The sequence below is a fragment of the Curvivirga sp. genome, assembly GCF_965219885.1.
GTDB lineage: Bacteria > Pseudomonadota > Alphaproteobacteria > UBA8366 > Aestuariispiraceae > Curvivirga.
This window is the reverse complement of the sequence record NZ_CBDCOT010000009.1, coordinates 1,493,331-1,515,491: the sequence shown is the minus strand read 5'-3', so window position 1 is coordinate 1,515,491 and position 22,161 is coordinate 1,493,331. Positions and strand designations below refer to the sequence as shown.

The 22,161-nt window shown below is 42.8% G+C and carries 19 protein-coding genes; 7 read left to right on the top strand and 12 right to left on the bottom strand.

Annotation, left to right across the window (positions count from 1 at the left end; translation table 11 throughout):
* Nucleotides 1-81 precede the first annotated feature (81 nt).
* Nucleotides 82-219: a hypothetical protein gene (locus ACOQOA_RS12570; protein WP_420548967.1), complete on the bottom strand. Its 138-nt coding sequence runs from the start codon at nt 217-219 to the stop codon at nt 82-84.
* 269 nt (nt 220-488) lie between these two features.
* Between ACOQOA_RS12570 and ACOQOA_RS12565 the strand changes: the two genes are divergently transcribed.
* On the top strand, nt 489-1,256 hold the full coding sequence (locus tag ACOQOA_RS12565; RefSeq protein ID WP_420548966.1) for a substrate-binding periplasmic protein: 768 nt from the start codon (nt 489-491) through the stop codon (nt 1,254-1,256).
* 61 nt (nt 1,257-1,317) lie between these two features.
* Here the strand turns inward: ACOQOA_RS12565 and pheT are convergent, their stop codons facing one another.
* The 5 genes from pheT to ACOQOA_RS12540 all read right to left on the bottom strand — a co-directional run bounded on the left by pheT (nt 1,318) and on the right by ACOQOA_RS12540 (nt 7,952).
* Nucleotides 1,318-3,711: a phenylalanine--tRNA ligase subunit beta gene (pheT, locus tag ACOQOA_RS12560; RefSeq protein ID WP_420548965.1), complete on the bottom strand. Its 2,394-nt coding sequence runs from the start codon at nt 3,709-3,711 to the stop codon at nt 1,318-1,320.
* On the bottom strand, nt 3,708-4,793 hold the full coding sequence (gene pheS / locus ACOQOA_RS12555) for a phenylalanine--tRNA ligase subunit alpha (RefSeq protein WP_420548964.1): 1,086 nt from the start codon (nt 4,791-4,793) through the stop codon (nt 3,708-3,710). Before pheS ends, pheT begins: the two co-directional genes overlap by 4 nt.
* 197 nt (nt 4,794-4,990) lie before the next feature.
* A complete protein-coding gene (gene rplT / locus ACOQOA_RS12550) occupies nt 4,991-5,347 on the bottom strand; it encodes a 50S ribosomal protein L20 (protein WP_155156333.1) in 357 nt (118 codons plus the stop codon).
* A 39-nt stretch (nt 5,348-5,386) separates the two neighbouring features.
* The gene (gene rpmI / locus ACOQOA_RS12545; RefSeq protein WP_155156335.1) at nt 5,387-5,584 is read right to left on the bottom strand and encodes a 50S ribosomal protein L35; all 198 of its coding nucleotides are present in this window, start codon (nt 5,582-5,584) and stop codon (nt 5,387-5,389) included.
* Nucleotides 5,585-5,816: 232 nt separating this feature from the next.
* Nucleotides 5,817-7,952: an HD domain-containing phosphohydrolase gene (locus tag ACOQOA_RS12540; RefSeq protein WP_420548963.1), complete on the bottom strand. Its 2,136-nt coding sequence runs from the start codon at nt 7,950-7,952 to the stop codon at nt 5,817-5,819.
* A gap of 204 nt (nt 7,953-8,156) precedes the next feature.
* Between ACOQOA_RS12540 and ACOQOA_RS12535 the strand changes: the two genes are divergently transcribed.
* The 3 genes from ACOQOA_RS12535 (at nt 8,157) to cbiB (ending at nt 11,390) form a co-directional block, all read left to right on the top strand.
* Nucleotides 8,157-8,840, top strand: a complete 684-nt coding sequence (locus ACOQOA_RS12535; RefSeq protein ID WP_420548962.1) for a transglutaminase-like cysteine peptidase — start codon at nt 8,157-8,159, stop codon at nt 8,838-8,840.
* A 152-nt stretch (nt 8,841-8,992) separates the two neighbouring features.
* A complete protein-coding gene (locus ACOQOA_RS12530; protein WP_420548961.1) occupies nt 8,993-10,285 on the top strand; it encodes an EAL domain-containing protein in 1,293 nt (430 codons plus the stop codon).
* Nucleotides 10,286-10,346: 61 nt separating this feature from the next.
* On the top strand, nt 10,347-11,390 hold the full coding sequence (cbiB, locus tag ACOQOA_RS12525; RefSeq protein ID WP_420548960.1) for an adenosylcobinamide-phosphate synthase CbiB: 1,044 nt from the start codon (nt 10,347-10,349) through the stop codon (nt 11,388-11,390).
* 2 nt (nt 11,391-11,392) lie between these two features.
* Here cbiB and ACOQOA_RS12520 read toward each other — a convergent pair whose 3' ends face one another.
* The 3 genes from ACOQOA_RS12520 to cobO form a co-directional block, all read right to left on the bottom strand.
* Nucleotides 11,393-12,898: a cobyric acid synthase gene (locus ACOQOA_RS12520; protein WP_420548959.1), complete on the bottom strand. Its 1,506-nt coding sequence runs from the start codon at nt 12,896-12,898 to the stop codon at nt 11,393-11,395.
* Between the two features lie 61 nt (nt 12,899-12,959).
* Nucleotides 12,960-13,664 (bottom strand): lipid-binding SYLF domain-containing protein, encoded by a 705-nt coding sequence (locus ACOQOA_RS12515; protein ID WP_420548958.1) that lies wholly within the window; start codon nt 13,662-13,664, stop codon nt 12,960-12,962.
* Between the two features lie 76 nt (nt 13,665-13,740).
* A complete protein-coding gene (gene cobO, locus ACOQOA_RS12510; protein ID WP_420548957.1) occupies nt 13,741-14,364 on the bottom strand; it encodes a cob(I)yrinic acid a,c-diamide adenosyltransferase in 624 nt (207 codons plus the stop codon).
* Between the two features lie 129 nt (nt 14,365-14,493).
* On the opposite strand from cobO, the gene ACOQOA_RS12505 reads away from it, so the two are divergent.
* Nucleotides 14,494-15,990 (top strand): PLP-dependent aminotransferase family protein, encoded by a 1,497-nt coding sequence (locus ACOQOA_RS12505; RefSeq protein ID WP_420548956.1) that lies wholly within the window; start codon nt 14,494-14,496, stop codon nt 15,988-15,990.
* A gap of 50 nt (nt 15,991-16,040) precedes the next feature.
* On the opposite strand, the gene ACOQOA_RS12500 is transcribed toward ACOQOA_RS12505, so the two are convergent.
* Complete coding sequence (locus ACOQOA_RS12500; protein WP_420548955.1) at nt 16,041-16,904, bottom strand: hypothetical protein; 864 nt, start codon at nt 16,902-16,904, stop codon at nt 16,041-16,043.
* A gap of 314 nt (nt 16,905-17,218) precedes the next feature.
* On the opposite strand from ACOQOA_RS12500, the gene ACOQOA_RS12495 reads away from it, so the two are divergent.
* Both ACOQOA_RS12495 and ACOQOA_RS12490 read left to right on the top strand, forming a co-directional pair.
* On the top strand, nt 17,219-19,039 hold the full coding sequence (locus tag ACOQOA_RS12495; protein ID WP_420548954.1) for a putative bifunctional diguanylate cyclase/phosphodiesterase: 1,821 nt from the start codon (nt 17,219-17,221) through the stop codon (nt 19,037-19,039).
* Nucleotides 19,040-19,079: 40 nt separating this feature from the next.
* Nucleotides 19,080-19,541 (top strand): MmcB family DNA repair protein, encoded by a 462-nt coding sequence (locus ACOQOA_RS12490; RefSeq protein WP_420548953.1) that lies wholly within the window; start codon nt 19,080-19,082, stop codon nt 19,539-19,541.
* Here the strand turns inward: ACOQOA_RS12490 and rfaE1 are convergent.
* Together rfaE1 and ACOQOA_RS12480 are read right to left on the bottom strand one after the other, a co-directional pair.
* A complete protein-coding gene (gene rfaE1, locus ACOQOA_RS12485) occupies nt 19,538-21,004 on the bottom strand; it encodes a D-glycero-beta-D-manno-heptose-7-phosphate kinase (protein ID WP_420548952.1) in 1,467 nt (488 codons plus the stop codon). The two genes, ACOQOA_RS12490 and rfaE1, sit on opposite strands and share 4 nt — an antisense overlap.
* 66 nt (nt 21,005-21,070) lie before the next feature.
* The gene (locus ACOQOA_RS12480) at nt 21,071-22,036 is read right to left on the bottom strand and encodes a TAXI family TRAP transporter solute-binding subunit (protein ID WP_420548951.1); all 966 of its coding nucleotides are present in this window, start codon (nt 22,034-22,036) and stop codon (nt 21,071-21,073) included.
* Between the last annotated feature and the right edge of the window lie 125 nt (nt 22,037-22,161).

The window sequence follows — 22,161 nt, the reverse complement described above, 5'->3', positions numbered from 1 at the left end:
AATAAAGCATGCTGCACATACAAAAAAACCGGAGTTTCTGGAACCCCGGTTGACCTGCTTTATGCAACACAAGAGTTCCGGTTAATGCCGGGTCTTAGTTGTTTTGGTTGTCTTAATAGCTTTTACGCGAACTGGGGAAAGTGTCGGCGCAGCCATAGCTGTCCATACCATCTCTTTAGCTTTTTCAATCACTGCAATCAAAACTGCCGGAGCAAACATATTTTCGTTCCCTATTTGATATGCAGGTCACCAAATGATGACCCAGTTACTTTCGGCCCGACTGGCCAAAACATCTTGCCCAATTACATAGGGCGCGAGACAGAATGAATCAAGCGCGTTTTTAAACTTTTTTCATTTTTTATCAGGTTTCGCTTTTATATTGTAATATTATTACTCAACCAAACAACAAGCACACCAGATTTCCCTTAATCTAGTGAACCATTTCATGTATAATGATTAGAAATAATAACAACAAAGTGAGCGTCATTATGCGTCTTTTTATAACATCTATTTTAATGTTTATTTTTTCGACCCAAATTAGTGTCGCTTCAGAAATCAAACAAATACTTTCATCAAATGAACCTCTACTTAGCAAGCAGCTACCCGATGGCAGTTCAGAGGGGCTGTTTGTAGACTTCTTTCAAATCGTTGCAAAGAATGCAGGGCGAGAAGTTAGTGTATCTCATCTTCCTTGGAAACGTGCTCAGAAAATCGCCCAAGAAGTTTCAGATGCCACGATAGGCCCTCTTACACGGACGGGCAAACGTGAAAGTAAATTTAAATGGATTGGTCCGCTCTTCCCAATGCGCATCACCTATATGACAACCTTAGATCAACCCGTTGTAGAAAACTTAGACCAAGCAAGAAGTTTAAAAGTCGCAATTAAAGGCGGAAGTGCTGCCGTTTATGCATCGAAGAAACATCAACTTCCCACCCATATGGTGGATGTCGTTTCACAACAAAGCGCTATATTAGAAATGCTAATTAGAAAGCGTATTGATGCATGGCTGGTATGGGATGTTATTGCGCATCGTACAGTTCAAGAATTTGATAGTGGTGCGCAACTTCAAGCTGGCTATACAGATGAATTAGGCGAACTATTTATGGCAGCCTCTCCCGCAGTTTCTGACGAGGAAATCACTGTCTGGCGTAAAGCTATGAAACAAGCAATTAAGGATGGTGCTTTAAAAGAGATTACGAGTAAATATCTTGGTAGAGCATATACTCAAAACTCTTCATCCAATGTATCGCAATAAGTCACAAAAAAAGAGGTATCTGGAAGATACCTCTTTTTAATCGATTAAAACAGAAGCTTAGTTAACCACGTAAGCTGCCGCCTGTGGCTTTCGCAACCATAGCAATAACCTTTTGAGATACAGCTTCGATATCATCATCGGTTAATGTCTTATCTGTCGGCTGAAGCGTCACCGAAATAGCCACTGATTTCTCATCCCCCATATCTTCGCCTTTATATACATCAAAGATATTTACAGCAGAGATAAGTTTCTTATCCGCACCTTGTGCAGCACGTAAAATTTTCTCAGCAGTCACATCATCTTTCACTGTAAACGCAAAGTCCCGGTTAACAGACTGGAAACTAGATGCGTTCAGTAAACTACGTGTCTTACCACCTTTTTTCTTCGGTTCCGGAATATTATCCATGAAGATTTCAAAAGCAACCACGCGGCCTTTCAAGCCAAGCTTGCGCGACACGGTTGGATGAATTTCACCAAAGTAAGCCAAAGCCTGCTTACCCATGCGCAATGCACCGGAACGACCAGGGTGATACCAAGCCGGCGCATCTGTCGTCACCTGCAAGCTTTTCACAGGCGCACCACAATGTTCAAGAGCTGCCAACGCATCTGCTTTCACATCAAACAGATCAACGGCACGTGGGGATGTCTCCCAATGACGCGGACCAGTTTTACCCGCACGTACACCTGCTGCAACCATGTCTTGACCTTTTGGTGTCGGGTCACGGAAAGCCGGACCAACTTCAAATAGTGCAACATCGCTGAAACCACGGTCTGTGTTACGAGCGGCCGCAGAAATCAAGTTACCCAAGATACTTGGACGCATCGCATTCAAATCGCTGGAAATCGGGTTTGCCACCATCAAGTTTTGAGGCACACCACCAAATAATTCCGCATCTTTGTCAGACATGAAGGACCATGTGATGGCTTCCATCATGCCACGGCCTGCCAAGATTTTTTTGGCAAATGCCACACGGCGTTGTTTCAAGGAAATCGCCAGTTCAGGCAGAACAGTTTCACGGTCCAAAGCAACAGCAGGGATTTTATCAAATCCATAGATACGAAGTACTTCTTCAACCAAGCAATGTTCGCCTTCAATATCAGGACGCCAGCTTGGAATATCCACTGTGATCACATCACCATCAACAGAACTACCGAAACCTAAACGTTTCAAGATTTCTTCTGCTTCAGCAACGGATACATCCGCGCCACCATGTGTCTTTAGACGAGACACACGCAAGCTTGTTTGACGTTCCCATGCAGGCATATCACCAGCTGCAGTCACATTAGATGGCTCACCACCACAAAGATCAAGGATCAAACGTGTTCCCACATTCACACCCCAATCAGAAGACAACGGATCAACACCACGTTCAAAACGATAACGCGCATCTGTATCAACGCCAAGTTTACGACCTGTCTCCGCAATACGGATTGGATGCCATAAAGCAGATTCCAAGAATACGTTCACTGTTTCTTCGGTACAGCCGGAAACTTCGCCGCCCATGATACCACCGATGGATTCGGGACCATTCTCATCAGAAATAACGATCATACCTTCTTCGAAAGTATGTTCATTCCCATCTAATCCAAGAAGTGTTTCACCACCTTTGGCATATCCAATGGTCAAATCTCCCTTAACCTTGTCTGCATCAAATACGTGCAAGGGACGACCAAGGTCGAAAGTCACATAGTTTGTGATATCCACCAAAGCAGAAATTGGGCGCAGGCCAATAGCTTTCAAACGATCTTGCATCCATTTTGGGCTTGGACCATTTTTCACGTTTTTGATCAAACAACCAACCGCACGTGGTGCATCATCCCCTAGACCGTCAACACGGTTCCAGTTAATCGGGCTATCAAATTTGCCTTCAACAGGATCAAGGTTTGGTGCCTTTAATGTGCCAAGGCCTGCAGCTGCCAAGTCACGAGCCACACCATAGACACCTAGGCAATCACCACGGTTAGGTGTAATCGCAATTTCAATGATCGGATCATCTTTCCCTGCATATTCCGCAAAAGACATGCCCAATGGTGCATCTTCTGGTAAATCAATGATCCCATCATGTTCATCAGAGATCATCAATTCTCGTTCAGAACATAACATGCCGTTGGATTCTTCCCCGCGGATCACACCTGGCTTCAAGGTCATATCAGATCCCGGAATAAATGAACCAGATGGGGCGAATACGCCTTTCATGCCTTTACGTGCGTTAGGCGCACCACAAACTACCTGTACAGTTTCCGTTCCGTTATTCACCATACAGATGTTTAATTTATCTGCATTTGGGTGTTTCCAAGCATCTTCCACATAACAGATAGTGAAAGGTTTCAAGGCTTCTTTGGGATCTTCAACGCCTTCAAGTTCTAAACCGATGGCTGTTAATTTATTTGTAATTTCTTCGAGGCTTGCATCTGTTTCAAGATGATCTTTCAGCCAGCTCAATGTGAACTTCATGGTGTCAAACCTCGTGTCATAGATGCCGCTTCAATCGGCAAGAAACCATAATGGCGCAACCAACGTAGGTCCGCATCAAAGAAGGTACGTAAATCAGGAATGCCATATTTCAACATGGCGATACGTTCAATACCCATCCCAAAGGCAAATCCTTGATATTCTTCCGGATCAATACCGGATGCTCGCAATACATTTGGATGCACCATGCCGCAGCCAAGAATTTCCAACCAGTCTTCACCAGCCCCGATCTTCAATTCACCGCCTTTACGGGAACAGCCAATATCAACTTCCGCAGATGGTTCAGTAAACGGGAAGAAGGATGGACGGAATTGCAATGGAATATCATCAACTTCGAAATAGGCGTTTACGAATTCCTGCAAGCAACCTTTCAAATGACCGAAATTGGCTTTCTTGTCGATAACCAAGCCTTCCACCTGAGAGAACATTGGCGTATGGGTCATGTCACTGTCGGAACGATATGTGCGACCCGGCGCAATAATGCGGATAGGTGGCTCTTGATTTTCCATCGTACGAATTTGTACGGGACTTGTATGGGTACGCAGCACAGATTCCATATCTACTTCGCCATCTTCACCACATAGATAAAATGTATCATGCATCTGACGTGCAGGATGTTCTGGCGGAATATTCAGCGCAGTAAAGTTATGGAAATCATCTTCGATATCCGGGCCATCCATAACGGTAAAGCCCATCTCACCAAAGATCGCAACAATCTCATCCCATGTCTGACTAATCGGATGCAAGCGACCCATTTCTTCTGGACGCACAGGTAAAGAAACGTCAACACGTTCAGCTTCTAACTGTGCATTCAAGGCATCTGCTTCAAGGCTTTCCTTACGCGCGTTCAAAGCTTCTGCAACAGATGCTTTCACTTGATTCAGGGCTTGGCCCTTCTCTTTGCGCTCTTCCGGGGAAAGTCCACCCAATGTTTTCATTTCAGCGGTAATGCGTCCCTTTTTACCAAGGGCCGATACACGAAGATCTTCCAAAGCTTTCAGATCTGAGATCTGATCAACTTCTGCCAGAAGTTCAGCGCGTAATGTCTCAAGACTATCGCTCATACCCTACTTCGAGTCCTTTTATTGCTTGTTCAAATTTCCGGTTAAGAAATCAGATATAGCGGGTTTTTGTGAAATTTTGATTTCGGAAAACGCGTTAAAAACGCACGAAAGCGGAACCATTGCTGGCCCCGCTTTCGCCCAAAACCTGATTTTGGATCTGTATCTCTACAGTGTCCAATAAATCCTTGAAGATGGCTTTAAGCCAGCGCGGCCTGCGCTTGTTCTGCAAGGGATTTAAAGGTAGCTGGTTCATGAACTGCGATATCAGCCAAAACCTTACGGTCCAATTCGATACCAGCTTTTTTCAAGCCGTTCATGAATACAGAATATGTCAAACCGCATTCGCGGGATGCAGCGTTGATACGTTGAATCCAAAGACCACGGAAAGCGCGTTTCTTCGCTTTACGGTCGCGGTATGCGTATTGACCAGCTTTCTCAACAGCTTGCTTAGCTACGCGGATCGTATTTTTACGACGGCCGCTATAACCTTTAGCTTCGCTAAGAACTTTTTTGTGACGAGCGTGGGATGTTACACCCCGTTTTACACGTGCCATTTTACTATGCTCCTACTATAACAGTTCGTTTCTGTTGCGTTAGCCGCGCAAGAAGTTACGTTTGATGATACGCGCATCCGCATCACACATAATTTGGCTACCACGGTTTTGGCGCTTCATTTGTTGTGGACGTTTGGATGTACCATGACGAAGGCAAGCAGAGTAAAAACGTACTTTACCTTTTGCTGTCAATTTGAACCGCTTCTTAGCGGAGCTATTTGTTTTCAACTTGGGCATTTTATCTTCCCTTGTAAAAAGTGGTTTCATCAAAATAGTGGCAAGGCATACCCTGAACCATTGACCTTCAGATTAAGATCGGTTCGCCCAGCGCACCAATAACCACGCCCCAAACGAATTTGGGTCGCAGAGGCGCGGTTTATAACTTTCTATCTATTGTTTTGCAAGGGGGTTTCAGCATTTTTCTATCAGAAACCTGAAAAAGAGTCCTGAACAACGCTTAACCAACCCTCTAATCTACATGCTTAACGTCTTCTTCAGGTGCAATACCATAGCTTTTCCATGTATCGCGACCACCACGGTTATTGAGAATATTGATTAAGGCTGCAACTGCGGCACGATCATATTTGGAACCTGTTTCAGAATATAAAATGCCCGCGGCTTTATCAAAATCCATTCCTTGACGCCATGCACGCGCAGACACCATCCCAACGAATGCATTTGCCACAGATGCGACCCGTGCAGGCATTAATATATCTTCTGCCAGCAGACCATTTGGAATACCTGTTCCATCCACATTTTCAAGCATTTGACGCATGGTATCACGTACTGGGCCATCAAAGTCGATATTCGCCACCAGATCTGCCGATGACAGAACCGAATCTTGAACGATCTTACGTTCTTCGTCCGTAAGGGCGCCTTGCTTGGTAAGAATTTCAGCGGGCACCGCAATCTTACCAAGATTCATCAAACTACCAGCAATAGCGGCCGTATCCGCCTCAAGACTATCAAGTTCCATCTCATACGCGATAGCACGTGACACATCTGCCACACGTTGCGAATGATCAGAAGAAAACGGGTCACGACGGTCTACCAACGACACTAATGTAGAGACTAACTGACGCATAACTGTTTCACGTTTTTCACGTTCCCGTACAGAATCGGTAATATCTTGAGAAACAACTAAAACAGCCGCGGCATATTGTTCATTGGATGGGATCATAATGAAGTCAGATTTATAGACACGTTCCGTTTTACCATCCAAGTTCATTTTGTGCGTTTTGGTATGCGGAGCCTCATTGTCCAAACATTCATGCACCCAGCCGATCATTTTCTTACCTTCAATCGGTCCAAGAACGGCTGACACATTTTTATCAAACAGATCTGCGCGTTCCAAACCTGATTGTTCAATTACCCGTTGGTTAAACCATCGATAATTTCCATCCGCGTCAAAAATGGCAATGGTGTTTGGCTGACTATCCGTTACCAAATGCATAAAGTTTCTTTGACCAGCAAATCGATCCGCCAGTTTCTCAAACTTATCCGCAGCTTCTTTAGCACGTTTTGATGTTCCGAAATACCATAATGCAAGCATACCGATCAGCACGACTACAATGACCATGCCAAGAACAATGACCAGCATATTCACACGTGCCTCTGAATCCGCCAAGGCTTCTTGTCGGTCGATCTTATACATTAACACCCAAGGCACTTCCTCGAATGCACGACCAAGAACAAGAACCTCATCGCCTTTATAGTCTTTCATCACCCCAAAGCCACTTGCATCACGCATCACAAATGCAGCCGCGAGATCAGGTGTATCCATATTTAACTTTTTCTTAAGAGCCGAAGTTCCATCTTGCAATGGCGAGATATATTCAACATTTAAGCCTTCTTGGCGCAACAAAACAGCTTCGGCTGATTTTTCAACGGCACCGGGTTGTATCAATAACGGCGGTAGTTCTTCTGTAACTTGCTTAACACCAACAACAACACCGATATGAGAATCTGCTGTTTCATCCCCTTGCAACACAAAAGCAGGTTCCGCGAATGCCATTGTCGGTTGCCCTTCAGCGTTTAGAAATACTGGACTGATACCGGCCTCTCCCGGTTTTAATTCTGCAAGGAAAGCCTGAAGCTTTCCCACCAATGCAGGGAAACCATGACTTGAAACCACCAATTCGTTTTTCGCATCCAATAATGCGATACCAGCTACTCCTTGGCGCGCCACATTGGCATTGACTTGCGACGCCCCTGAATTGGCAGCAGTAAAGCCAGCACGTTCGGCAGTGACTGTTAACAAATTACCAAGATATTCTAATTCCGCACTCGCCCCTTCATCATCATCAATGCCATGTAAAATAGTCATATAGAGTTGCAAGGAAGCATTATCAGCCAAAGCGCGTAGATCGGCTTTTTGCATCTTCAACCAATCTGATACATCCGCATATCGGCTTTCCGTCACAATACCCATACGTACTTGCCACGCCTGCAATTCTCGCTGACGTTCATTTTCACCAAACTGAAAGACTAAATAAAAGGCGATAACCGCACCGATTAACAATCCGGCGACTGTTAATCCCATACGTCCAATAACAGTCGTTTTTCCTTTACCAACGACCTTGGCCACTGCCTCATCACTACTCATCAAGCCTCTCCGAATTTCTTCCACACCCTGTTCTGGGCAGTTTCATTTTTTTTAATAAAAATGATTTACCTAAAATGCGAACAAGTTTCACTGGATATTTGCAGATATGATGCCTTATATTGGAGAAAATTAACAGTATAAATCAACCAGATACTTGCGAATATTCACATAGTATCCAGAAAATCCTCTCAAGGAAGAATCCGAATGAATAGGATGGGCGATTATAAGCTGACGAAAGTAATGGTGAAACTTCTTAGCTTCACCTGCATATTGGCCTTTGTTAGCATGCTTTTTATGTCACCAAATACTGCTTTGGCGCAAAAGTCGCCTCGCTTATTTGGAACAGGCGAAATTCAATCCAAAAAGCTGAGCAAATTTAAAAAATGGACTTCCGTTCTTGATCGTTACGCAACAGAAGTGCAAAGCGAACTCAATAAATGTACTTTAACGGCAAGTAATAAATGCCTTGTTACCAAATGGCGTATCTTCCTGAAGAAGATTGCTGATAAGCCCCCACGCGAACAAATGGAACTCGTCAATCAATATATGAATAAATGGCTATATGTGATTGATCCAGTCAATTACCAACGCAAGGATTATTGGGCGACCCCGAAACAATTTCTAAACCGCAATGGGGATTGTGAAGATTATGCGATCGCAAAATTTGCTTCACTGGCGCATTTGGGTTTTGAAAAGGATCAGATGCGTATTGTGGTTTTACAAGATTTGAATCTAAAAGTTCCGCACGCTGTCTTGGTCGTATACGTGGATGGACAAGCTCTTATTTTAGACAATCAGATTTCCAAAGTTGTCAATGCAGATCGCATTAAACATTACAAACCCATCTTTTCAATCAATGAAGACGCTTGGTGGCTACATCGCGGTTAAATAAGCCTTCTTCACAATCATGCTATAAAGAATTTATCTCAAATGCTTTGAAAAAATCATTTCTGCGTGTATCATCCTTACTCACCAATTGTTTAGGCAAGACTTGAATTCCTAAACAAGGCTATAGATCCGGGGGGCGTTTTAGGATGAATATGGCGGGAATAAATATGGTTCAAGGTCAACCCTTTGGGCGACATAGTCAGGAAAACCTTCTGCTTGATTACGCAGAACGTTTAAAGCGATATAGAGAAGGTCGTCGCGCAGTGCATATTCATTTATCGCGCTTGCGCCCGCAACATCGCCGTCCTCATCATTTACGCATTGCCGCCAATACCATAGAAGATTTCATATTTGCTTTTGAAGGCCAGCTCTTTCGTCTTGGTAATACCGACATGCTTTTCGTTGTAAAAGATGCGGACCTGATGCAGTTAGACGATATTGTCATGCGATTACGCACCTTGTTTAGTGAAGATCCAGTTGCATCCATCAATTCTACGATGGAAGGACATGGTCGCTTTGCAACTCTGTACAGCCTTGATCGGCAATATGATAAATTCCTTGAACTTAGCCGTGAACTCACTGAGGCAGCTCAACAAAGAGAAAAACGCCTCAGCGCAATGGCCTCTCAGACGGAAGAAGATCGTGGAGAGATACTAACCCCACTTTCACCGGACCAATTGGGTCGGTTGGAAGAAGTTCTTAAGCGAACAGATCTATCAAACGTATTTAAACGTCAGACCATCTGTGCGGTCTCGGGTAATTCTGATCCGACACCAGTTTTCAATGAATTGTATATCTCGATCATGGAATTAGCACGAATGGTGCTCCCCGAAGTAAATTTAGCTGCCAATAGATGGTTATTCCAACATTTGACAGAGACATTAGATAGACGCGTTTTACATATGCTATCCAAAGCAGATGATCGAACCATCTTTGACTCATTTTCTATCAACTTGAACGTAAATACGTTGCTATCCCCTGAATTCCTTCAATTTGATGCGAATTTGCATACAGGGTCTCGTGGAACACTAGTCGTGGAAATGCAAATTGTAGATATTATGGCTGATTTCTCAGCCTTTCTATTCGCACGCGACTTTGTCAAAGAAAAGGGATATCGCATTTGTCTTGACGGAATTACACCAGATTTATTGAGTTTTATCGATCGTAAAAAAATGGGTGTAGACCTGATTAAACTAACTGCAAATGGCATATTTAACGGGGAAAGTGCACAGGATAAATTTGACGAAGTTGCCCAATATGTAGAAGAAGCTGGCCAAGGGCGCATCATATTATCTCGTTGTGATAATAAATTGATGATAGAAAATGGTCAGAAAATGGGCATTACAATGTTTCAAGGACATTATTTAGATGGTATTTTAACACAGCGAAATCGTGAGAATTCTCCGCCACCACCGCATATTCGCAAGCAACAAAAATTCATCTAATTCCGCTTCTAATTCGAATTCATATTGACCCAATGCAAAAGGCAGGATACCTCCTTGCGCTATGGAAGATATAATCAACAACCTGACCATATTTGTTTCTGATATTTTTAGCGTAGAGTCTAAATGGGCATTCTTAATTCTGCCCACATCTGCGACATTGGTTCTTGCCCTTATTCTGGACTGGGTTCAGGGTGATTTGAAATGGTTGTTTCGCATAATTCCTCACCCTGTTGTTTTTTATGGCAAAATTATTGCCTTTCTAGATAAAAAACTAAATCGCGAAGACCGCTCTGCTAATAACAAAATGGTCAGGGGCATGTTGGTCAGTCTTTTTGTTATTTCTATTGGTGTTTGCATAGGATTACTTCTAGAAAAAATTGCTGAAATTCTACCTTGGTTCTGGATCTTAAATATTTGGTTAACAGCCGTCATGTTAGCCGGACGCAGTCTCTATACGCATGTTCGTGCTGTTGCTACTGGCTTTGCCAAATCTGGCCTTGACGGCGGTCGTGAAGCTGTTGGCCATATTGTAGGACGAGATCCCAAAACACTGGATAAACATGGTGTTATACGTGCAGCGATAGAATCCCTTGCTGAAAATTTTGCCGATGGGGTGGTCGCACCTGCTTTTTGGTATTTGCTTTTTGGTTTACCCGGCATTTTGGGATACAAGGCTGTAAACACCTTAGATTCCATGATTGGATATCGCACAAAACGTCATAAAGATTTTGGTATGTTTGCCGCCCGACTGGATGATCTCGTTAACTGGCTTCCAGCGCGAATTAGTGGCTGCATGATTGTGATCGCTGCCTTTCTTCACCCCAACAGCAATCCATTTCGGGCTATGAAAATTATGTGGATCGATTCATCTAAACATGCATCCCCAAATGCAGGTTGGCCGGAAGGCGCAATGGCAGGTGCTTTCAACTGGGCATTAGGTGGGCCTCGTCAATATCCGGGCGGTGTATCCGAAGCTGCATGGATTGGGCAAGGTAAAGCTCGCCTTGAACCCAATCATATTGGGTATGCGCTTGACCTTTATGCAATCACAAATGTGGTTCAGGCCGTTTTCGTTCTAATGGTATTAGTTGGCAGCAGTATATAGGTTCATACACCTGACTTGGCCATTTCTATCATGGCAGAAATATCCATCTGCGCTTCACAGTGATCTGCAAAACGATCCAAAACCGCGTCTACCATCTGTTCATAATCAATGGAAGCCTCACGACCTGCTCGAAAACGTCTTAAGTATTCATTTCGAAAGCTGTCTGAAGCGAATAAGCCGTGAAGGTAGCATCCCATAATCCGCCCATCTTGCGAGACGGCACCATCAGGATGACCTTCAAGGGTCAGCATTGGGCTGGCCAAACCTTTTCCTTCACTTCTTCCCATATGCATTTCATAGCCATAAACAGTTTTACCTGTTGAACTCTCAACACCAGATATCTCAACAAGACGTTTATCACCTGACATCGTCGTTGACATATCAATTAAACCAAGACCGTCGACCTCACCTGCAGGACCTTCTATCCCCTGCGGATCAGCTAGCTTCGTTCCTAACATTTGAAACCCAGCACAAATTCCAAGAACATGCCCACCACGACGGAGATGAGCTTGAATATCAATATCCCAACCTTGTTCTCGTAAAGCTTTCAAATCAGGCATCGTGGTTTTTGATCCCGGTAATATTATCAGATCCACATCACCCGGAATTGGTTCACCAGCTTGCACTAAAACAACCTGAACATCAGGTTCCGCTTGCAATGGATCTAGATCATCAAAATTAGCAATACGTCCTAAACGCGGCACCGCAATTTTAATTAACTTATCTTTCGCTTCAGCCTTACCAGTCCCTGCTTTCTCCAACGCAACAGCATCTTCTGCTGGCAATTTACGTGCTTCATCAAACCAGGTAAGCGTACCAAATGTAGGCAGATTTGTGTGATCACGAATGATATCGTGTCCTGTTTCAAACAAAGTTACATCACCACGAAATTTGTTAATAATATACCCTTTTAACAAATGCTTTTCATGATCACTTAAAAGATTATAGGTCCCTACAATACTTGCAATGACCCCACCACGGTCGATATCGGACACTAAAATTACAGGTACATTTGCGGCTTCTGCAAATCCCATATTGGCAATGTCGGCGGCACGAAGATTAACTTCCGCCGGACTACCGGCCCCTTCCACCAACACAATATCGGCTTCCTTAGAAAGCTTTACGAAGCTCTCTAGAACCTTAGGTAAAAGTTGTGACTTTAAAGTATAATAATCACGTGCTTTAGCTGTCGTCATGACTTGGCCTTGCACGACTACCTGCGATCCCATATCCGATTGCGGTTTTAATAGGACAGGATTCATATGCACCGATGGCTTCACGCCACATGCACGCGCTTGTAATGCTTGTGCCCGACCAATCTCACCACCATCTGATGTGACCGCAGCATTGTTTGACATGTTTTGAGGTTTAAAGGGCCTGACCACGATCCCACGTCTAGTCATCGCGCGACATATCCCAGCCACAAGTAATGACTTACCAACATCCGATCCCGTCCCTTGAAACATGAGAGACGGGATCATTTGATCTAGTTTAATTTGATCAGACATAGACAGGTTTACCTAAGATTTTTCATACTAATTTTAGTTATGAAAATCCTATATAGACAGCTTAATTCATTGGCAAGGAGGAGAGATAATCACGAAGTTTATCCGCTTTTTCATTGGCAAACTTTCCATTTAAAATGATATCTTCGGAGGTTGCACCTTCTCCATAAAACGCAGCATTGCGTGCTTTATCTTCCCAAATTGCAGCACCTTCTACTGATGCGCCAACAAAGCCACCTTGATTGCGTGAAAAAGAATAGACATCAGCACCGATATTAGTCGTTGTTGTACCTGAAACGCCTTCTCCTTTTGATCCAACTGCTGCACTAAGATCGCCACCCAAAGTGACCTTATCATCCAAAATAGCGCGCAATCCATTACCTGTTTGAATGGTGAGAAGCAGTTCCATATTCTGTGCACCTAATTGAAGCCCTACACTTGCAGCGCCCATTTTAAAGAAACCCGGATAACTCCATTCACCATTTGAGGCGCGTGCCATAATAATCCCACTGCCACCTTCAGCACCAATGATAAAAGCGCCTTTTAAAATTTGGGGTGAAATAAAGATTGCCTTCGCTGTTTTAATATATCCCATCGCACGATCACCTTGGCGTTCGTTTTCAAGGATTTTTTTTATGGAATAATAAGCCTCATCAACTAATTCATGCGCATCATCCAATTCAGCTGCACGGGCAGAAAAAGAAAATAAAGACATTGCCATCACAGCCAAGAAAGACAGTTGGACTAGTTTAGAAAAATACATCTTCATGGATAATACCTTTATCACTACATTTGCAGCCGAAGCTTGCGATAATTCCTAAGGCATAAGAATTCCTTGATTCTGACTAGAATTCAATGCCTACTTGAGCCTTATAACCATCACGGAAATGATGTTTTATTTGTGTCATTTCTGTGACCATATCGGCAATTTCAATTAATTCATCTTTTGCGTTACGACCGGTTACCACAACATGTAAATCTTCTGGTTTATTTTCCAAGGTGCCAATAATTTCTTCCAAAGGCAGGTAATCATAGCGCATAACGATATTAAGTTCGTCTAAAATCACCATATCATATTCAGGATTTGCGATTGCATCCTTAGCATAATCCCACGCAGCACGCGCGGCAGCAACATCACGTTCTCTATCTTGCGTATCCCAAGTAAAACCTTCTCCCATGGCTTTCATCACGCATTGATCAGGAAATTGATCCAGAATCTTCTTTTCACCTGTAGACCAAGCACCTTTTACAAACTGCACAATACAGATTTTCATATCATTACCAATTGCACGGGTTGCAAGCCCCATCGCAGCGGTAGTTTTGCCTTTACCTTTACCGGTATGGACCATCAACAAGCCACCTGTAGATGTTTTTGTTGCAATCATCTTGTCACGTGCGGCTTTTTTCTTAGCCATTTTTTCTGCGTGACGTTGATTAATCTGCTCTTCTGTCATGCCATCAGTTTTCATAATAATCTCCTTAAACCTACCTCTATTCTGATTACGCTTGTTTGCAATTAAAATAAAGTGACAAATTCTAATTTATCACTAGAATTGGCTTTCAATAATTTAAATAAATGAATTTTCAACGGTGCCAATATGCGCAGAACAGATAAAGCAGCCCTTCTTCCGATAGCAGTCGATAAAAAATCATCAGAACCGATGCATCGTCAACTATATGACCAAATCCGTGAGTTAATCTTAACACATAGATTAAGCGCGGGAGAGCGCTTACCATCTACGCGAAGTCTTGCCAAAGATATGGCGTTATCTCGTAATACTGTTGCGACGGCTTTTGATCAATTACTGGCCGAAGGCTATCTTGAAGGACGTGTAGGCGCGGGGTCATTTGTATCAGATTTATTGCCCGATGAAATTCGCCCATCTTCCACGGAACACCAAAGTGAAGAAACTGGCACATCTAGAAGAGGCTTATCCAATCGCGGTGAAAGACTAGCAGCTCTCTGGCGAGGTCGTAGCAAACGGACACCAGCCTTTGCGCCAGGTCTGCCCGCCATTGATGAATTTCCGTTTGATGTTTGGTCACGCCTTATGGCACGTGCCTGGCGCAACCCACCTATCGAATTGTTAGCCCATGCAGAACCTGCCGGCTATCGCCCCTTACGCGAAGCAATTGCCAACTATCTTCGCACAGCGCGCGCGGTCAGATGTGAAGCAGATCAAGTAATCATTGTATCTGGCGCTCAGCAAGGTATTGGACTTGCAGCAAATGTCTTACTTGATGATGGAGATTCAGCCCTCATAGAAGAACCTGGTTACCCCGGCATTCGCGGTGCCTTGCTCGCCGCAGGTGCGCAACTGATACCTGTACCTGTCGATGAGGAAGGATTAGAAATCGACAAAGCTGAAGACTTAGCACCAGATGCAAAACTGGTCTGCGTGGCACCATCACACCAATACCCACTTGGTGTGACTATGTCATTAGCGCGTCGCTTACGCTTACTTGAATGGGCCTCACAGAAAGATGGTTGGGTAATTGAAGACGACTATGATAGTGAGTTTCGCTATAGTGGTCGTCCACTTGCCGCTTTACAAGGCTTGGACCGTGACAATCGCGTCGTTTATATTGGCAGCTTTTCCAAGGTAATGTTTCCCAGTTTACGGCTAGGTTACATTGTGGTTCCCGAAGATTTAACAGATTCATTTCGCATGGCACGTGCCGCGCTAGATGATCACCCCAGCACAATTGCGCAACCTGCCTTGGCGAAATTCATAGAGGACGGTTATTTTACCGCACATCTACGTCGTATGAGAAAGCTATATGATAGTCGTCGATGCACTTTGTCAGAATTACTTGAGAAACATTTAGGGGAATATGTAACGATTGAATCGGCAGAAGCAGGGATGCATCTACTTATTCGATTTAATGAAAAGCTCATAAAAATGACAAGCGATATGGATGCAACCGACCGTGCTCAGGAAAAAGGGATTTCTGTTACACCTTTATCAGCTTTTCATTATCTAGAAGATATAAATGATCATTATCACGGTTTATTATTAGGATATGCAGCCGTGAAAGAGAAAGATATGGAAAAAGCGGTCCTAATTCTCAAGGACGCCATCCTAGCAAAATAAAAAGCCCTGCATTTCTGCAGGGCTCTTCTCATATCAACAAAAGATATGCATTAGTTTCCTGTTCCAAACAAGTTCTTAAGCGCTCCTTCAGCGTCTTTGGTGATATCTTTAATAGCATCATCACCCAAAACTTCACCGGCTTTTTCTTGAAGTTGTTGTTCAACATTATCTAGATTAACACCGCCCAAAGCCTCTTCTATCAATTTTCCTGCACCGGAATTTGTTACACTGGCAGCCACATCTTTGAATAAATTATCCATAATATAGATGGCAGCTTCTGCAGCCAAAACACCACCTTCTTTCTTACCTATATCTGTCAAATGAACATCCACTGAAGGTGCTTCCAGTTTTTTACCACCAAGAACACTTAGGCTTACTGCAGTTGAAACATTACGAATATAAACATTTTCAATAATAAATTTCGGACCTTCAGAAGCTTCCTGAGAAGGTGCAGTTTCCGTCGAGGAAGATGTCGTTTCTCCGCCAGAAGAGTCTGATGTTTGAGACTGTAATTTATTGGCAAAGGACATCACATTTTCATGGATAGCATCAATGTTGCTGCCATTCTCACCAAGCTCATAGATCACTGATGGTGTATCAACAACAATCTCGTTAATAACAATTACATCGCCAGTCACGGTTGTTGGGTCCATTTTTAAGGAAACTAATCCTAAGGCAAGTGCATGATCAGTTTCAAAACCCTCGGGATTAGCAATATTTAAACCAGACAAACTTGCCTTTCCATTTGCGGGATCAATATTGGTCTCATTCAAAGTTACGGAGGTTTGAGTAAGCTCCGTTCCCACCGTTTCTACAGCTTCTTTAACAAAAGCATCCAAATTAAATAAAATAAATGCAATGCCACCGATAAACGCGGCAACGACAAAAAGTACAACGAATAATATAATACGCACGTTTTTTCTCCTGAAAAGGGAAGCTGACTTACAAATCACTAACTTTGGTTTTATCATACGCAAAGTTTTTTAAAAGCGCCATTTCAATTTGCATATTCGATAGATCAGTTTATTTCCAGCAACTTAATCAATAGAACTCTATCTATTCTATCTTCAAACTACTTATGGTTTATCAATATTAGTCTTACATTCCCTTGACATATAACTTAGAAATTCTAAGTTAGATATATCAGGATTGTGGAGAAAAAGGGGCTCCTCAATATTCTTCACATCAGGGAACCGTTGGGGAACGGACCTGTGCTGAATAAAGTTAAATGAAAGTATTTGATAAGGACGCGGTTGGTAGATTAACTGCGCAGGATGAACTAGATAGTGATAAATCACTACGCAAAGATGAAACTCTGCGTGGCGATGACTCATCATCAGATCATGTAACAAAAGCGAGCGCAGCTTTTGGCCTATCAATCTTTTCTTGGAATACTAAAACAAACGAAGCTCAGTTTGATGGTTGCTGGGAAGACTTGTTGCAAGGTCAACAGCTAAATGGAAATGATATCAGATCATTACTCGACCTTGTCCATCCGGAAGATTATGGCGTTATTTATCTTGCTTTTTCAGATTTAACCCATGGACGTGTTCATAAACTAGAACGCGAAGCCAGATTAGATATCACGGATCATGGTGTCGATAAATGGGTCCTCATTCGCGCTGAATCCATTCGAAACGAACATGGTGACCCTATTGAGATTCATGGTGCTATTCTTGATATTACAAGCTATAAAACCACAGAACAGCAAGCTGCAGAGATGATCCATCAAGATATGATGACTGGCTTACCAAACCGTCAACAAATCTTATCCCAAATCGAACAAAGCCAACAACAAAATGGAAATCAGGAATTTTCAAAGAAGATGGATGTGGCTGTTTTAGATATCGACCGTTTTCGTCTTATAAACGAAAGCCTTGGAGAAGCTGCAGGGGATGAAGTTATTCGTATCGTTGGCGAACGATTACGCCGTCAACTTCGCCGAGATGATTTTTTAGCGCGCCTAGGCGGTGATCAATTTGCTTTTGCTATTTTATCTTCCTTACAAACGGATGATATTAAAATCAGTTCTAGGCTTGAAAAAATTCGACAAGTCATTTCAGACCCGATTAATTTGTCAGGAGAAGTCGCTAACCAAGATCCTATTACGTTGGAAATAAACATAGGCTTACGACGTAGCACGACATCAGAAGATATAAGTGCTGAGAATTTACTACGTGATGCTTCCCTTGCTTTACGTGAAGCAAAATCAAGCAATGCGGCAAATTTCGCAGAATTCCATAGCGAACTCCATGAAAAGCTTCTGTCTTCAGTACGGTTTGAGAAGATTATTAGAAATGCGCTTGCAGAAGATTGGATTGAAGTTCATTACCAGCCAGTTATTGAATCTGTATCAGGAAAACCAACTGGCTTTGAAGCTTTAGTACGCATCAATCACCCTGATGAAGGTTTAATGCCACCAAATGTATTTATTCCTGTTGCGGAAGAAACTGGTCTTATAAGAGAATTAACGCGTACGGTAATCTCAAAGTCTTTAAAACAGTTAGCTACTTGGCGCGAAACAGTGCCTAACATGCGCCACATGACAATGGCTATTAATTTATCACCTGTACAGTTTGAAGATGATGAAATTATCAATGATTTAAAACTTGGTTTGCACGAAACCGGGTTAATGGGAAATGATATCAAGATCGAAATCACTGAAAGTCTGCTGATTAAAAGCATGACAGAGACCGTGAAAATCCTTGATGCTATTAAGGAAATGGGCATTCAAATATGTATCGATGATTTCGGAACAGGTTATTCATCGTTATCTTATATCCGCAACTACAGCTTCGACACCTTAAAAATCGATAGATCCTTCATTGAACATGTCACCCGTGAACCAAGAGATGCAGAACTCGTACGCTCAATTGTACAAATGGGACAGAATGTTGGTATGAATATTGTCGTTGAAGGCGTCGAAGAACATGACCAACACGACCTGCTTAAAGAGTTAGGATGTCATTTCGTGCAAGGGTATCTTGTTGCTAAACCTCTTCCTGCGGAACAGATTGGAAACTGGTTATTGGAAAACAATCACGTCTAAGCTTCTTGTCATCACATGATGGGCTGCTTATCATTTCTGAATGACCGATATTCAAAACCTCTCCTCAAGACCGGACACCACATTAAGCGTAACACGCGGTACAAGACGCTTACTTGCGCAGCTTGGATTTCATACGATAACCGAGCTATCTCTCAAAAATGGTAGACGTGTTGACTTGATTGGTCTTAACGACAAAGGAAAAATCATCATCGTGGAAGTAAAATCTTCCAGAGAAGATTTTCAAGTCGATGAGAAATGGGAAGAATATCTTCCATTTTGCGACCAATTTTATTTTGCTGTCAGTTCAGAATTCCCCACAGAATTACTGCCACCAGATATAGGATTTATTATCGCTGATGCCTATGGCGCAGAAGTGATAAGGGCAGCAACAATTGGTGACTTGAACCCGGCAAGACGCAAAGCACTAACTATCAGATTTGCACGTATGGCAGCGAAAAAAGTTACCTATATAGAAGATCCGGATTTTCAATTACCTGATTAATTATTCATTTTAGCAATTGTACTTGTCGTTGATTGTCCCTCAACCAGGTTTGCCAAGACAACTTCACCACCCCAACTTTGAACATCCGTGGCGCCAACAACAGTTTCCACGGTATAATCCGCGCCTTTGACTAAGACATCTGGTTTGATCGCACGAATAAGTTCGATCGGCGTCTCTTCACTAAAGATGACAACCATGGCAACTTTTGCCAAGGAGGCTAGAACCGTTGCACGGCTTACTTCATTTTGTATCGGGCGGGTTTCACCTTTTAACCGTTTAACCGAACTGTCACTGTTCAATCCAAGTATCAAACGGTCGCAATTCGCTGCGGCTTGTTCAATTAACGATATATGGCCTGGATGCAATAGATCGAAACAGCCATTCGTAAAACCAACCTTCAACCCTTTTTGACGCCAACGTTGTGCCCGATTAACAGCAGTATCCAATGAGATAACTTTATCTTCTCCTTCCTGCCAGAAACCACTATGCGCAGAAGATAAAATTTCATCCGGATAAGCCACAGCAGTGCCAACTTTCGCAACAACGATACCCGCTGCGACATTGGAGAGCCACGCGGCTTCTTCCATTGTCATCCCAGCAGCAATTCCTGCAGCAAAGGTAGCTATAACAGTATCTCCTGCACCAGCAACATCGAAGACTTCCATTGCACGTGCGCTTAAATGATGAGGTTTGCGATCTTTATAGATTAAACTCATTCCTTGTTCTGAGCGCGTTGCCAACACACCAGAAATAGTGCAGTTTTCCATCAAGTATTCACAAGCATTGATTACTTCTTCATCACTGCCAACCGGCATTTTTGAAGCTTGCGCCAATTCCTGTCGATTAGGTGTCAAAACGGAAGCACCTGCATAACAGCTAAAATCATCCCCTTTTGGATCTACGATAACTGGAACATTCGCCTCATTGGCTTTTTTAATAATTGCTTGAATAAGATCTTCTCCAAGCACACCTTTTCCATAGTCAGAAAGGATTAAAGCACCAACTTCAGATATTTGCTGCTCAACTTGTGTCAAAATATTCTTTTCAATCTCACTTGAAATAGATGCAATTTTTTCCCAATCGGCACGCAGTAACTGTTGTCCTCCCGCAACAAAGCGAGTTTTAATAATCGTAGGACGATCTTCTAGCTTTATCAGGTTGGCGCTCACACCATCATGACTTTCTAGCAAATGCTCTAACTCGCGTGCAGGTGCATCATCACCACAAACAGATACCAAATTTGTTGAGACCGACAAGGCGGACAAATTCCGCGCGACATTACCAGCGCCGCCAAGATGGGCCTCTTCCCGGGAAACATGTAAGACAGGAATAGGCGCTTCTGGAGATACGCGTGCAACAGCACCTTCGCAAAAACGATCTAACATTACATCGCCAACACATAAAACACGCGCAGATTTTAGGCGTTCCAAATATTGGGAAATATCCTGCCCTGTGACTTCCATTTTGCTTTCCTGCATATAAATAATGATGTGTTGAAACTACATGATTTCAATCACTTTTGACCAGATTTATTTCCATCCCTGTTCTTTGTAGTAACGTAATGCACCAGGATGAAAGGGTAACGACACATCTTCACGTAACATAAATTGGCGACCTAACCCTGCCAATGCAGGATGCATTTTCTTTAACTGTTCCAGGTCTTCAAAAACCGTCTTAACGAGCTTATAGACGATTTCCTCATCCATATTTGCATATGTAATCAACCCAGAGCCAACCGTTAGAACACCCGTATGTCCTTTTAACACTTTATCCATTTCAGACGCTAATATCGTATAGGAATAGAAGCCATATTGCCCCACCAGATCGCCAATCAACTCTTTGCTGAAAGGGATTGATCGAAGACTGCATTCATTTAATGCATTTACAATAGATGCATTCGCAAAAGAAGTCACAAACGGGATCGCATCTACGTCACCGGCACAAAGTGCCTTAATTTGTTTCAAGATATTTTGTTCGGTCGTTATGGTAAAATCATTCATCGACCAATTTTTCTGTTTAAGCAACAACTCAAATGTTTCACGTGCGGCAGTACCATTTGGTCCAAGCTGTAATTTTTTAGTCTTCAGATCTTCAAAAACTTGAAAAGGGCTATCGTCCTTTACAAGAACCATGACAACTTCTTCATGCAATCCGAAAACGCGACGTAATTCTTCTCTTGGCCCGTCAGGAAAATCCTCTTTAGAGCTACCTGTATATCCTTGTTCCTGCCAATCGGCTTCAAGAATTGCGAAATTCACTCCTGCTTCATCCAAATCATAAATATTCTGCACAGATGTCCCGGATAACGCTTTACATCCTCTTTTCCTCACCTCTGGAATATTCTTGAACAAGTAACATATTGCGCCACCAATAGCATAACTGGTTCTATTATAGTCACCTGTTCCTATGAGATAAGCAGAATTATTGGCTGTGGAATTTTCTTGAGAGTAAACTTTTAAAGGGAACAAATTGGCTAACAGAAGTAAGATAAACATCTGTAGCTTTAATTTTCTTTGCGTCTTTGTTCGAAGAGGATTGAACAAATCTCTAATTCCTTAATTTTCTATAGCACTGGTTCGCGTTCAGTATATTGCCAATATATCTTAAAATGTTTAGCTTA

Excerpts from the sequence above, each read along its gene's own strand:
- ACOQOA_RS12570 (WP_420548967.1), bottom strand. The coding sequence starts at position 219 with ATGTTTGCTCCGGCAGTTTTGATTGCAGTGATTGAAAAAGCTAAAGAG.
- ACOQOA_RS12565 (WP_420548966.1), top strand. The coding sequence starts at position 489 with ATGCGTCTTTTTATAACATCTATTTTAATGTTTATTTTTTCGACCCAA.
- pheT (WP_420548965.1), bottom strand. The coding sequence starts at position 3,711 with ATGAAGTTCACATTGAGCTGGCTGAAAGATCATCTTGAAACAGATGCA.
- pheS (WP_420548964.1), bottom strand. The coding sequence starts at position 4,793 with ATGAGCGATAGTCTTGAGACATTACGCGCTGAACTTCTGGCAGAAGTT.
- rplT (WP_155156333.1), bottom strand. The coding sequence starts at position 5,347 with ATGGCACGTGTAAAACGGGGTGTAACATCCCACGCTCGTCACAAAAAA.
- rpmI (WP_155156335.1), bottom strand. The coding sequence starts at position 5,584 with ATGCCCAAGTTGAAAACAAATAGCTCCGCTAAGAAGCGGTTCAAATTG.
- ACOQOA_RS12540 (WP_420548963.1), bottom strand. The coding sequence starts at position 7,952 with ATGAGTAGTGATGAGGCAGTGGCCAAGGTCGTTGGTAAAGGAAAAACG.
- ACOQOA_RS12535 (WP_420548962.1), top strand. The coding sequence starts at position 8,157 with ATGAATAGGATGGGCGATTATAAGCTGACGAAAGTAATGGTGAAACTT.
- ACOQOA_RS12530 (WP_420548961.1), top strand. The coding sequence starts at position 8,993 with ATGGCGGGAATAAATATGGTTCAAGGTCAACCCTTTGGGCGACATAGT.
- cbiB (WP_420548960.1), top strand. The coding sequence starts at position 10,347 with ATGGAAGATATAATCAACAACCTGACCATATTTGTTTCTGATATTTTT.
- ACOQOA_RS12520 (WP_420548959.1), bottom strand. The coding sequence starts at position 12,898 with ATGTCTGATCAAATTAAACTAGATCAAATGATCCCGTCTCTCATGTTT.
- ACOQOA_RS12515 (WP_420548958.1), bottom strand. The coding sequence starts at position 13,664 with ATGAAGATGTATTTTTCTAAACTAGTCCAACTGTCTTTCTTGGCTGTG.
- cobO (WP_420548957.1), bottom strand. The coding sequence starts at position 14,364 with ATGAAAACTGATGGCATGACAGAAGAGCAGATTAATCAACGTCACGCA.
- ACOQOA_RS12505 (WP_420548956.1), top strand. The coding sequence starts at position 14,494 with ATGCGCAGAACAGATAAAGCAGCCCTTCTTCCGATAGCAGTCGATAAA.
- ACOQOA_RS12495 (WP_420548954.1), top strand. The coding sequence starts at position 17,219 with ATGAAAGTATTTGATAAGGACGCGGTTGGTAGATTAACTGCGCAGGAT.
- ACOQOA_RS12490 (WP_420548953.1), top strand. The coding sequence starts at position 19,080 with ATGACCGATATTCAAAACCTCTCCTCAAGACCGGACACCACATTAAGC.
- rfaE1 (WP_420548952.1), bottom strand. The coding sequence starts at position 21,004 with ATGGAAGTCACAGGGCAGGATATTTCCCAATATTTGGAACGCCTAAAA.
- ACOQOA_RS12480 (WP_420548951.1), bottom strand. The coding sequence starts at position 22,036 with ATGTTTATCTTACTTCTGTTAGCCAATTTGTTCCCTTTAAAAGTTTAC.